Genomic DNA, 13,997 nt, shown 5'->3' on the forward strand with positions numbered 1-13,997 from the left:
GTCTTTTATGTAATTTCATTTAACCATCAACATGCAACTCTTTCTCATTTTTCGAAGAAGAGTTGCATGTAATGCTTCCTGTTCACTCACTACCTTATGGTAAAAATTATATTTACTTCTGCCCTCTATACTATTAAGGTCCAATAATGAGTCGCGAAATTATAATAATGACTTATATAATTCCTTAATTTCTTCTACAGATGTATCTCTTGGATTGCCCGGTCTGCATGCATCATCATAAGCTGACTGTGCTAAGAAATCTAAATCTTTTGGATCTACAATTTCCTTTAAGTCTACTGGAATTCCTACATCCTTTGATAACTGTTTTACAGCATCAATTGCTGCTTTTCTGTATTCTTCAACAGACATTTTTTCAGTTCCTTCAACGCCCATTGCTGCTGCAATATATTTATACTTGTCGCCTGTAGCTTCTGCATTATATTCCATTACAGTTGGCAAAATAATGGCATTTGCAACACCATGTGGTGTATCATAAACAGCGCCTAAAGGATGTGCCATTGAATGAACTATTCCTAAACCTACATTTGAAAATCCCATACCGGCAACGTACTGACCAAGAGCCATACCTTCTCTTCCTTCAGGTGTGTTTTCTACTGCCCCTCTTAAACTCTTTGATATAATTTCAATTGCCTTAAGATGCATCATGTCGGTCATTTCCCAAGCAGCCTTTGTTGTAAAGCCTTCAATTGCATGTGTTAATGCGTCCATTCCTGTAGCTGCTGTAAGTCCTTTTGGCATTGATGACATCATGTCCGGATCAATAAACGCAACAACCGGTATGTCGTGTGGGTCTACACAAACCATCTTTCTATTCTTTTCAGTATCAGTGATTACATAATTAATTGTAACTTCTGCTGCTGTTCCTGCTGTTGTTGGTACCGCAAAAGTAGGTACAGCCGGCTTAGTTGTAGGTGCCACGCCCTCTAAGCTTACAACATCTGCAAAATCAGGGTTATTAATAATAATTCCTATAGCTTTTGCTGTGTCCATTGATGAACCGCCACCAATGGCAATTATGTAATCCGCACCTGATTTCTTAAATGCTTCAACACCTGTTTTTACATTTTCAACTGTTGGATTTGGCTTGATGTTAGAATAAACTTCGTATACTAAATTTGCTCCTTCCAAAACATCTAAAACCTTCTTTGTTACACCAAACTTAATTAAGTCCGGGTCTGAACAAACAAATGCTTTTGCAAAGCCTCTTCCTTTTGCTTCTGTAGCTATCTCGCCAATAGCTCCTGCTCCGTGATAAGATGTTTCATTTAAAATAATTCTATTTACCATATATACTCCTTTCCGTGACTAAAAATCACTATGGTACGTTCTTTTTTATAAATATAATTATAACACTCTTTTTAAATAAAAAAACTAAAAATACTGTGAAATATTTATTAAAGCTATGGTATAATTCAATGTACAAAAACAAGATTTATATATTTATTTTCACAAAGGATTTTATTATGAAAAAAAAAGATTTAGCTTTAGAAGTTATTAAAAGATTAGAAAAAGAATACCCTGATGCTGATTGCACTCTTGATTACAACGATGCCTGGAAGCTGTTAATTAGCGTTAGACTAGCTGCACAATGCACCGATGAACGTGTCAACAAAATCGTGCCGGCTCTTTACGAAAAATATCCAACTATTGAAGCCGTTGCCGATGCACCCGTTGAAGAGATAGAAAAAATAGTTAGACCTTGTGGTCTTGGCAAAAGTAAAGCAAGAGATATTAGTCTTTGCATGAAAATGCTAAAAGATGAATTTGACTGCAAAGTGCCTGACAATATGAAGGATCTTTTAAAATTACCAGGTGTAGGAAGAAAAAGTGCTAATTTGATTATGGGTGATGTTTTTGGAGAACCTGCAATCGTTACAGACACACACTGCATTAGATTATGTAATAGAATTGGACTTGTAAATGGAATTAAAGAACCTAAAAAAGTAGAAATGGAACTATGGAAGATTATTCCTCCTGAAAAAGGAAGTGATTTTTGTCACAGACTTGTTTACCACGGAAGAGAAGTCTGTACAGCTAGAACAACACCTCATTGCGAAAGATGTTGCCTTGAAGATATTTGTAAGAAAAACATATAATTTATTATTTGTTAATTAAGATTAACATAAAAAGGAATGCCCTTTTAACCTTATGGTTTTAGGACATTCCCTTTTTTATATATAAAGGAGTCTACTTTACAATAATTACAATCTTTGCTTTTTTCTTATTATAAGTCTTTGCTGTAACTACTGTCTTTCCTTTCTTAATAGCAGTAATTCTTCCCTTCTTGTCAATCTTAACAATCTTCTTGTTCTGAACTTTGAAGGTTACTTTACCTGCACTATTTTTAGAAAGTTTCACTTTAAGTTTCTTCTTTTTGCCCTTTTTGATTTCAATTGACTGAGCCTTAAACTTAACGTATTTTGGTGCTTTCTTCACAGTAATATTGCAAATTGCTGTTGCTCCTTCATCTGTATATGCAATGATAATAACTTTGCCCTTCTTCTTAGCCTTAACTACGCCCTTGGCATTTACTGTTGCTATCTTTGCATTGCTTGACTTAAACATAACCTTTGACTTCTTGCCGGTAAGTTTAACTTTAATCTTAAACTTCTCTTTCTTTCCAAGTTTTTTCTTAGTTACATTTAACTTGATTTTCTGTGAAACGCCCTGCTGCTTTGCAGTAGTTGTTTCCTGCTGATTACTAGCTGTTGTAGTCTGATTGCCTGTTGTCTGCTGACTACCTGTTGTGGTCTGATTACTTGTTGTCTGCTGACTAGCTGTTGTAGTCTGATTGCTTGTTGTCTGCTGACTACCTGTTGTTGTCTGATTACTTGTTGTCTGCTGACTACCTGTTGTTGTCTGATTGCTTGTTGTCTGCTGACTAGCTGTTGTAGTCTGGTTGCTTGTTGTCTGCTGACCACCTGTTGTTTCCTGGTTGCTTGTTGTCTGCTGACCACTTGTTGTCTTTTCAGCCTTTACAAGATTTGTAATTGCCTGTTCAATAGCCTTAACAGCATCGTCCATTTCTTCCTGAGTACATGTATTAGGAAGATTTTTTGCAAAAGTAATTGTGTTCTGAAGATTTGCCCAGCTTTCCTGAGTATAATCACTTTGAACTAAATTATTTACCTTTTCGTTAACCTTGTTTAACTCAGTTTTATTAACACTATATGTAGGGTCATCTTCTAAAATAATGTCATCATAATATGCCTTGAAGTCGCCCTTGTTTCCAGTATATGAAAGTGCAATACCTACAATCTTTCTTCCATTCATACTTGATGCAGGCATTTCGTAAGTGCAATCTGTCCACTTTCCAACTGTTAATGTCTGTGAAGGTTTTGCAATAATCTTAGAATTGTCATCACATAACAATACTACTCTTGTGTTCTTGCCAGCTTCATTTGCCGCATAAACTGAATATGAAAGTTTTAAGCCCTTCTGCATATTAATCTTTGTTTCAGACATTCTGTATAAATAATTTGCATTATCCTTACTAGCATTACCACCAATTGTTACCATGTAATCACCTGTTTTTGCAAGTGTATTTTTCTCAATAGTAGTTGTTGCTGTTACGCCATCATTTTCTAGCTGTGTATCATTTTTGAAACATGGATCTACTGCATAGTCTCCATTATACTTGCTGTTTTCTGCCGGACATTTTACATACTTACTTTCAAAACTATTTCTGTAGTAAATTGGTCCTTCTGACTGTGGTACAGGATTTTCCTTAACAGCTTCTCTTTCTCCCTTAACCATCTTGATAGATTCTCCAACTGTTCTTAACTGGAAGTCCTGTGAACACCAATATCCATCACAACTTGCAGTTACGAACCATTGATCCTTAGGAATATCAAAATAATCACTGGCATTCTTAGCAATAGCTGTACCTTCGTCATATTCATCAAACATTGCTATATAGAATGATGGGATTCCCATTTGTTTAAGTTTGTATGCCTGATACCAGAAGTTCTGTCCCGCATTTCTTGGCATTGCATTTGGCTTATCGTTTGGATCTCCATGCCATAATGCCCATGAGAATCCTGAGAATAGTACAGGATAATAATCTACATTATTAGCCTTACACCAAGCCCAATGTTTCTCAATAAATGAAGAATATAAACTATCTATTGATTCTTTTGTACTAATGTTAGATCCAACCATCCAAGGTGAAATCATGTCAACCTGTTTAAAGATATTTTCATATTTTGCCATTGTTGCTGTATTTGTACTCCAATCTCTTCCAACACCAAAGATTACATAACATCCCCTCTTATGGAAGAAATCAATCATTTCCTGATAATCAACAACTCTGTCAGGTCTTCCTGATACTGCAGTTCCCCATAAGCAAACTACAGGTTTTCCATCAACTGTTGCATAAGCATCTGAATTAGTCATTTGAAGCTGTTTTTCAATATTGTATACCCAGTCAAATTTAATATCCTCTACCCAGCTACTAATTGTTGTGTCATCTGTTTTATCTTTAATCTGGTCACCACCACTAATATCATACATAATGTAGAACAGACTGTTATTATTTTCAGCGGCTGTTTTCATCTTGTATAATAAAGTATCCTGTGGATCATTATATAATGTACGACCCTTAATTGTTCCTGCAAATCTCTGAATTGCAGCACCATCAATTCCGTACTGATTCATCCATTTGAAATGTGTGTTAATTACATTTTCATTTGTTGAATCATATAACTTAGTTGGTTCTCCACTTCCAAGATTATCAAAACCTGTCTGTGCTAATGCACTTTCATCATAATCCTTTACATATGGGAAGTAGTCGATTGAAATATGGTCTTTTCTTGGCCAGCTTGTTCCATCTTCCTCTGCCTTACCATAATCATAATGTCCCCAACTTGTTTTCTGTGTTCCTGTTCCGAACCATGCCTGATATCCTGCGAAACTCTTTCCTGTAAATTCAGCATGTTCTGTTTTTCCTCTTCTGTTAGTAATTGCTTCAGTATCAGGATTTACTGATTTCTTAATTACTTCGACCTTTGAAATATATGTTCCGGCTTGTCCGTTACCATATATTCTAAAATCATATGTATTAAACTGCGCATGTCTAAATGAAGCATCACTTAAGCAAATTGTAGTTGTAACCCATTTATTAGTACCACCACGCATAACTGATGCTGTTTTGAATTTAGTGTCACTTGTTTCAGCTGCTAATGTACCATCATATAAAGTATTGTACTGCATTCCGAAATATGCATTAGTATTATCGAAATATGTTATTCTAATCATTAAGTTACTGTCATTTTCTGTAACTACATTACTATCAACAGCAAAGTGAATATATTTGTACTGACCTAAATTAACACATTTCTTACCATCTTTTTCAATAAACCAATCTGTATAATTACTATTAGTTTTTAATTCACCACATTTCATATTGATGCCTGATGGTGTATCGCTGTCAAAATTGTATGATGCAACAGGTTCATCACTTTCTTCTACATCTGTAGAAACCTTCTTTATTAAACCAAATGAAATATCATCTACATTAACACTACCCTTACCGGATGTTTCAAAAACAAACTTCATATCTGTAATATTATTCCAAATATCAGATGTGTTTGTTACTTTAGTATTTCCATCCATTAATGTTGTCATGTCAAATGTAACTTCATTGAATGATTTATTATTTGCTAAAGTAACTTTGTTGTTCTGTATTTGCTGTCCTGCTTCAGGCACAACAGTATATGTTTTGTTTCCACTTACTATTGTTAATGCAACTGATTTGGCAGTATTAGTCTGATTGCTAATTTTTGCACTTATAGTTTTAAAGTTACCATAAGAAATCTTTTCGCTTTCATATGTAACAATTGGTCCAACTGAAGATGTTCCTGCTCCAGTGTAAGCTAACTTAACTGATGCCTTTCCTTCTGCCTTATTTGTTGAATCATATGAATAGGTTCCATTGGTTGTCTTCCATGCAGGTCTATAGCCTAAACATCTGTTATCATCGTCATCATTATTAACTTTTACGTTAGTTGGATCGTATACCCACTCATCTTCATCAGCATAAATCCAGTCATTTGCTGTAAAATATGTAATGCCTTTTGCTGGATTTAAAGTTGTATCAACTTCTTCAATTGTTTTTGTTCTAAATGGTGATGCTGGAATTCCTGCACTATTCATTAAGTTAGCATTGCAATTAAAGTTATTAAAAGCATATATTACTTCTTTTGGATTTTCTACACGGTCACTATACACTTTTACCCTGTTCTTACTAACAATTTCAGCCTTAGCATTTACATAAATTCCATCACTTCCTGCAATTGTGAATCCATGTAATGTATTTCCTGAATTTTTAATTATAGACAAACCTTTTCCTACACAATTAAATGTAATATAAATTGCATTACCTTTAATTTCTTTTGCCTTGTATACCGGTGCCGTGTAAACATCTCCACCCTTATAAACCATATTCATTGCAGCCTTAGCAAATCTTTCACCAACAGGTGTTTTTGTACGTGGGTGAATTGGGTCTGAAGACACTTTGTTTTTAACATGATACAATGGGCAATCATAAATTGTAAGCATTGCCATATTGTTCTTTATGTTTTCTTTAAATGCTCTTTCCATTGCACTAGCTAAGTATCCTAAATGTTCTGTACCTGTATTATAATGATGTGGTGCTACCTGTGTGAATATAAATGGCATTGAATTATTTTCAAATCCAAATTTTTCACTCCAGCTCTTCTTTAATAAAGACAATTCTCTATCGTAAATTTCTGATCTACCACTATTACTTTCTCCCTGATACCAAATTGCACCTGCAATGCTGTAATTTGTTATAGGTCCAATTTTCTGGTTGTAAAGTGTTGACATTGTTCCTGCTGTATCTGACCAGAAATCCTCTTCATAGTAAAGTCCTCTCTTTTCTAATTCCTTTACTAATGTTGCATCTCCCTGAATTGCCTCTCTTGGAAGCCATCCTTCTATTACAGTACCACCAATTGGTGTATTTAAAACAGCAACAGGTACATTTAACTGAGACTGTAATTTCTTTGCAAAAGCATAAGCTACGGCTGATGTTTTATTTACAGCATCCTTATCATTTCCGCTTCCCCAGTATGCACCTTGAACGTCATATGTTGGATCATATAGCTGAGTTCCTGTCTGTCCATATGGGTATGTAGGCTCTAGGAATATACGGATATTGTCATTTGTAGCATTTGCTAAAATGTTTTCGCTATCCATATCACTTCCTACATTCAATGCCATATTTGACTGACCACATGCTAACCAAACTTCTCCAATTAATATATTATTAATAGTTTTTACTGAATCCCCATTATCAAGGATTTCCATTTTATATTTAGTATAACTTCCTGCCTGCTTGTCTAATTTTGTTTTCCAGGATCCGTCAGTTCCTACTTTAACTTCTTTGCTTGTTACAGCTGTACCATCTGCTTTTGAAATCTTAACAGTAATCGTGTTACCAGGTTTTGCTGTACCCCAAACTGATATATCCTTATTCTGCTGTAACATCATTCCATCACTGAAAATAGAAGGTACAGTACATATATTTGTGCTATCAACAATTTTAACATTGCTAATCTTCATATTAATTTCATCAGAAATAAATGTATGTGCAAAGAAAACTCTCATATAGTTTATCTTTGATAAATCTATCTCACCATCTTTACCATTTTCATAACTTGAGAAGTCAACAGTATATGTAGCTTTTCCATTCTTCCAAGCCACTTTTCTAATGTACCACTGAACCATGTCCTTGTCGGCACTTCCACTACTTGATAACTGGATGAAAGCATAACCACCATTATCCATTAATGGTGCTACATTTCCAGGATCTGTTGTATTTGATAATTCCGCATCGAACTTTAATTGTAATTTTGCAGGATTGTGCTTTGATGCATCAATAGGTGTATCAAGCTTCTTCTCTGCTATAACAGTAGTATCCTTCTTTGTAGTTATATCGCATGTAAAAGGAATGCTTCCTACATTATATGTTGTGTCCCAATTTTTAACTTCCGGTGTTTCTTCTTTTTGTGCAGCTCTTGATGTATCAACAATACATACGTCCTTTAATCTGAATGACTGGTATCCTGTATCGCCTGCAAGATATGCCAAACAAAGTCTGAACCATGTAATTTTTGACTTATCAAACGATGCTTTCTTTGTTCCTGTTGAAAATGGAATCAATACATCGTTCCATTCTCCCGGAACTAAATCCTTGCCATCTGCTCGTTTTAAGCCTTTTACCTTCAAATTTAAATAACTTTCAGTATTTAGTTGTGCATTAGCCAACTCTAAGAATCCTAGGCCGTTACCCTCCTTGAAAATATCTAATGGGGCTCTTATTCCTTCAATTTGTTTAACGTAAACTTTCATGCTTAATGCAAGTTTACTGTCATCTACACTGGATAAATCTATGTTTAAATTTCTAGTATATACCTGATAAGTCACTGTGCCATTTGTATTTTCAATTCTAGGCACTTGGATTTTTTCGTATATTGTAGATAAAACATAGTTATCTGTAATATCTTTTGCTGCAACATCTGTGCAGAATCTGCTTGTATCAAAAATCAGTGTGGTTGCAATAATTGCCAAAACCATTGAAGCTAAAACTACTAATTTCGATACCATAGTATTTAACTTTTTCATTTTTCCCTCCTTCTTTTTTATGATTGTTAAATTACTAGATTGTATATTTTTTCTACACATTTGGCGATTTGTACATCCGTTTTGTTTCATCAAAGAAACATATGTCAACTTTTGTAACAACATGTATTTTAATATACAATATAATATTTTAGTTTAATAAAGCGTTAAATTATAATACATTTTTCATTATATTCTTATATAATTTTTTGTATGAAATGCTGTTTTATATCAAATTTTATATAGAAAACGTTTTCCATATAGAATTTTGTATTGTTCAATTTTTTTATTCAACTTATACTTAACGAGTTGTTAAATATTATTATTTTGTCGATTACAATCGGCAGGTTAGGAGGGAGAAATGAAAAAACAACTTTTGAGTATTGCACTATCTTTAACGCTTATTGTGCAAACTTTTCCAGCCTTAGGTAGTACAACTATTCAGGGCAATAACACTTTTAATGCTATCAGCACTAATTTAACAAACGAAACTGAATACAAGGCCGGTAATCCAATCATTACAAATATTTTTACCGCTGATCCATCCGCTCATGTTTGGGAAGAGAATGGTAGAATTTACATTTACGCTTCGCACGATATGATGCCGGCAAAAGGTTGTGGAAACATGGATAAATATCATGTTTATTCTTCCGACAACATGGTTACATGGAAGGACGAAGGAGAAATTCTTTCAGCTGCTGACGTATCATGGGGACGTAGCAAAGGTGGTTTAATGTGGGCTCCTGATACTGCACATGTCGATGACACATACTACTTCTATTTTCCACATCCAACTGGAAACGATGATTGGAACAGCACTTGGAGAATTGGTGTAGCGACAAGCAAAAAACCTACTTTAGATTTTACATGCAAAGATGACGGATATGTAAAAATGAAAGACGGCAGTCCTTATGTAACAAAAATTGATCCTTGTATTTTTAAGGATGATGACGGTTCATACTATCTTTATACCGGTGGTGGTTCTAAATGCTATGTTGCCAAGTTATGTAGCGATATGCAGACCTTAGCAGAAGATCCTGTAGAAATTGATGAAACTCTTGAAGATTTCCATGAAGGAATGTGAGTATTTAAAAGAAATGGAATTTATTATGCAATGTATGCTGACAATACATCAGGCCATAACTTAATGAGATATTCTACTTCAAATTCACCTTATGGACCTTTTAAAGATGGTGGTGTTATTTTAGATGCAACAAGTTGTGACACTACACACGGTTCTATTGTTGAATACAAAAATCATTGGTATATGTTCTATCACAATTCTGATCTTTCAGGACGTGGTAACTTACGATCTGTTTGTGTAGATGAAGTATTTTTCAATGAAGATGGTTCTATTCAAAAAGTAAATCAGACAAAAGATGGCGTATCTGCTGTTGGTCCTATTGTTCCTAATGAATACGAATCTTTACATAAGACATATGACAAATCAGAATTTGTAGAGAAAACTGATTACGGGCTTACAAATGTTGAAGTTAAAAACGCCAACTTTAATGGTAAAACCATTTCAGGTTTTCACATTGACAATGCCACTGCAAACACTGGTTATTTTTTAAGATTCGATCCTACTACAACTTGGAACGATTACACTGGTGTTGCAACATGTATAGTTGACTTAAATCCTGGAACAAACAATACAATTAAACTTACAGGCAGCATGGGCGGTGTTAATATTAACGGATTCTCTGTATCACTCCTAGATCAGACAATTCCTGAAACTACTACAACTGCACCTGCCACAACAGTTCCACCTACTACAACACCTACTACAGCACCTACTATTACACCAAAGGCTACAACTGAGAACCCTGGCACTTCTCAAACTACATCAGCCACTGAAAGTAGTTCATTGGAATCAGTTACATCTACCAGTAGTAATGTAACTTCAGATGTAGTTACATCCAGTGATGAAAATGCTTCTTCAGACGTTGCTACATCCGTTGATGAGAATGCTTCTTCAGACGTAGTTACATCTAGTAGTGAAAATGTTTCCTCAGACATAGCTACATCTGATAATGAAAGCGTTTATTCAAATGTGACTACTAAGACTGATAAAGCTACCTCGAAAATTGTTGTAAAGAAATCAAAGGTTAAGAAAGCTGTTAAAAAACGTAAAGCTGCAAAAATTAAAATTACTTTAAAGAAGGTTTTCAAAGCTAAATATCTTGTTAAGGTATCTACTTCTAAAAAGTTTTCAAAGAAAAAAACTGTAACTAAAATTGTCAAAAAAGCTTCTTTTGTTTTCAAAACCAAAAGGTTTCGCAATAAGAAAAAGTTATACGTTAAAGTTAGAGCCTTAAAAAAAGTCGATAACACTATAATTTACAGCAAATGGTCTAAACCAAAGAAAATAAAGCTTAAATAACAAGAAAGAATGTTGTTTGCGACATTCTCCGCAACCAGTGCGTGTTGTCATACAACTATTTTCTTTTTGCACCAGGGTGCATCCCTAGTGGATTGTTTTTTATATAATAAGAAATTACGAAAGAATTTCTTATTATATAAAAAAACAGATTACAGAGTAACTTCTCCATAATCCGTTTTAACTTATCTATTTATTTTTTTTAACCTATAAATTTATTGTTTTAAATCTGCCTGTATATTACTTTTAACCTACAAACTTATCGTAAATTCCAATTGCAAATATAAAAATAATTATTAAAGGCAATACATATGTTAAATAAGCTCTCATCCAATTATGTATTTTTACACCTTTTCCTGTATTTGCTTCTTCCTTGAAATTGTTCCAGCCCCAGCCTGATTTTCTTGTACAGAATAAAAGGAATACTAATGAACCAAGTGGAAGTAAAATATTACTTACTAGGAAATCTTCCAAATCAAGTATTGCTCCACCAAAAACATCTAACCATTTCCACTGCCATACGTTGTATCCAAGTACACATGGAAGTGATAATAAAGTAATAACGATAAAGTTTATAAAACTTGATTTCTTTCTGCTCCAGTGTGTAAGCTCGCTTACGCATGCAATAATATTTTCAAATACAGCAAGCACTGTTGAAAATGCTGCGAATGTCATAAATACAAAGAACAAGCTTCCCCACATTCTTCCTAATGGAATATTATTAAAAATATTTGGAAGTGTGATAAAAACCAAACTTGGTCCCTGAGTTGGATTAACATTAAATGTGTAACAAGCCGGGAAAATTATTAAGCCCGATGTAAGTGCCACAAATGTATCAAGACAGGCAATGTTAACTGACTCCCCTAACAATGAATGGTCTTTTCCAATATAGCTTCCAAAAATTGCCATGGCACCAATACCTACACTTAAAGTGAAGAATGCCTGATTCATTGCCGAAACAACGGTGTTCATAATTCCTGCTTCTTTCATTCTTCCAAAGTCTGGAATTAAGTAAAAGCTTAACCCTTCTTTTGCTCCATCCATAAAGAAACTATTTACAGCAAGCACTACCATAATTAAAAGTAATGCCACCATCATAACCTTTGTTACTTTTTCAAGTCCATTCTGTAAGCCTCTTGAACAGATAAAAACTCCAACTGCTACAACAATTACCATGCACACACCCATGGTTACAGGTTGTCCTAACATTTCATTAAATACATTTCCAACCTGCTTTGAATCTAAACCTTCAAATTTTCCTGTAGCTGTTAAATAAAAATAATATAGCATCCAACCTGCAACTGTTGTGTAAAACATCATAAGTGCATAGTTACCAAATAACGCTATATATCCATGTATGTGCCATTTTGTTTTTGGCTTTTCCAATGCTTTATAAGCTCTTACCGGTGTTTTCTGGCTGGCTCTACCTATGGCAAATTCCATTGTCATAATAGGAAGACCAAGTAAAACTAAAAATATTAAATATATTAATACAAAAGCTCCACCTCCACCTTGTCCTGCAACATAAGCGAATTTCCATACATTACCAATACCAATGGCACACCCTGCTGAGATTAGCAAGAATCCCAATCGTGATTTTAATTTTTCTCTTTCCTGCATCTTTTGTCCCTGTTTTAACAGTAACTGTTAAATTGCCACAAGGGCATCCTTTCTTTGAAATTTTCTATTATATGAAAAAAATCCTCTAGCGCAAAAAAGCGCCAAAGGACATTTTAACATTAATATTAATTTCTGTCATTATTTTTTAACTCTTAATTTCTGTGGAATAATGAAAAACCTTTCTTTTCATATTCTTCTGTATTAATAGATGTCATTGTGTAACCAGTATCAGCAACAACCTGCTTTAACTTATCTTCGTCTAACTGACCTTCTGAAATAATTTCTGTAGTCTTATTTGCATGTGAAGAATTAACCTTCTTTACCTTGAAATTATTTCTAATTGCATCATTCATGTGGCTTTCACACATGCCACACATCATACCATCTATTCCTAATGTTGTCTTAATCATAATAACCTCCTAAACATTCTTTATGTAGGAAATTATATACCCCCTATGGGTATATGTCAAATGTTATTTGCCTTGTTTTCTTTTTTGTTGTTTTGCAACAATTTTCAGCAAAATACATTCTGGTAAAAGTTTCTGTCCTGTAACGGCAAGCTTCATTTTTAAGGATGGCACTATTATTGTCTTTCTATACTTCATTCCTATTAAAGCTTCCTTAACGCAATAATCTGCTGTAATTCCCTTTAATGCAAAAACTACATCTGCATTGTCATTAAACTCTGTGTCAACAGGTCCCGGACAAAGAGCGCCAACATATATATTGCTTTTTCTTTCCTTTAATTCCTGTACCACAGCTTTGGTAAGGCTAACTACATACGCCTTTGTTGCATAATAAGTAGCCATGTAAGGGCCTGCCGGAAGAAGTCCTGCTGATGATGCCACATTCAAAATTCTTCCATGTCCCTGCTTAAGCATTTTCTTAAGGACTTTCTTAAATAAAATATGCATTGCTTTAATATTTACATTAATCATTGAAAGTTCTTTTTCAAGTTTTGTGTCACTGAAGTTTCCACAGTCACCGAATCCTGCATTATTAATAAATACATAAATATCTTCATCTGCTATTTCTTCAAGTAACTCGTAGCAACCTGATTCTTTTGACAAATCTGCCGGAATTATTCTACATGGAACGCTAAGACTTTCGCTTAACTGTTCTAATCTCTCCACTCTTCTTCCTGTTAAAATAAGTCTGTAGCCCATATTCGCAAATCTCTTTGTAAACTCCATTCCAATACCTGATGTTGCACCTGTTATAAGGGCTGTTTTAATTTTCATAAAATTTACCTTCTTTCTGTTATTTAAGTTTTCTACTAAAATAATTATTGTTCCTCTTCTCTAAGAATTATTTTTCATCTTATTTAAGAATT

The 13,997-nt window shown here is 34.2% G+C and carries 8 protein-coding genes; 3 read left to right on the forward strand and 5 right to left on the reverse strand.

Annotated elements, in window-relative coordinates; translation table 11 throughout:
- Positions 1-159: 159 nt before the first annotated feature.
- On the reverse strand, positions 160-1,308 hold the full coding sequence (gene fucO / locus DWZ69_RS02235; RefSeq protein WP_118436003.1) for a lactaldehyde reductase: 1,149 nt from the start codon (positions 1,306-1,308) through the stop codon (positions 160-162).
- Between the two features lie 176 nt (positions 1,309-1,484).
- Here fucO and nth point away from each other — a divergent pair, with 176 nt between their 5' ends.
- Positions 1,485-2,117 (forward strand): endonuclease III, encoded by a 633-nt coding sequence (gene nth / locus DWZ69_RS02240; RefSeq protein WP_118000208.1) that lies wholly within the window; start codon positions 1,485-1,487, stop codon positions 2,115-2,117.
- A 91-nt stretch (positions 2,118-2,208) separates the two neighbouring features.
- Here the strand turns inward: nth and DWZ69_RS02245 are convergent, their stop codons facing one another.
- Positions 2,209-8,667, reverse strand: coding sequence for an Ig-like domain-containing protein (locus DWZ69_RS02245; RefSeq protein WP_118436005.1), 6,459 nt, complete (start codon positions 8,665-8,667; stop codon positions 2,209-2,211).
- A gap of 358 nt (positions 8,668-9,025) precedes the next feature.
- Between DWZ69_RS02245 and DWZ69_RS02250 the strand changes: the two genes are divergently transcribed.
- Both DWZ69_RS02250 and DWZ69_RS02255 read left to right on the forward strand, forming a co-directional pair.
- A complete protein-coding gene (locus DWZ69_RS02250; protein ID WP_118000088.1) occupies positions 9,026-9,748 on the forward strand; it encodes a family 43 glycosylhydrolase in 723 nt (240 codons plus the stop codon).
- Positions 9,749-9,778: 30 nt separating this feature from the next.
- A complete protein-coding gene (locus tag DWZ69_RS02255; protein WP_118436007.1) occupies positions 9,779-11,047 on the forward strand; it encodes a hypothetical protein in 1,269 nt (422 codons plus the stop codon).
- A 243-nt stretch (positions 11,048-11,290) separates the two neighbouring features.
- Here DWZ69_RS02255 and DWZ69_RS02260 read toward each other — a convergent pair whose 3' ends face one another.
- From DWZ69_RS02260 to DWZ69_RS02270, 3 genes are all read right to left on the reverse strand, one after another.
- The gene (locus DWZ69_RS02260; RefSeq protein WP_118436009.1) at positions 11,291-12,664 is read right to left on the reverse strand and encodes a sodium-dependent transporter; all 1,374 of its coding nucleotides are present in this window, start codon (positions 12,662-12,664) and stop codon (positions 11,291-11,293) included.
- 152 nt (positions 12,665-12,816) lie between these two features.
- Positions 12,817-13,074 (reverse strand): heavy-metal-associated domain-containing protein, encoded by a 258-nt coding sequence (locus tag DWZ69_RS02265; protein ID WP_022165582.1) that lies wholly within the window; start codon positions 13,072-13,074, stop codon positions 12,817-12,819.
- Positions 13,075-13,137: 63 nt separating this feature from the next.
- Entirely contained in the window at positions 13,138-13,905 is a 768-nt protein-coding gene (locus DWZ69_RS02270; protein ID WP_118436011.1) for an SDR family oxidoreductase, read from the reverse strand.
- Between the last annotated feature and the right edge of the window lie 92 nt (positions 13,906-13,997).

The sequence above is a fragment of the Eubacterium sp. AF34-35BH genome, assembly GCF_003477765.1.
Classification (GTDB): Bacteria; Bacillota; Clostridia; order Lachnospirales; family Lachnospiraceae; genus Eubacterium_G.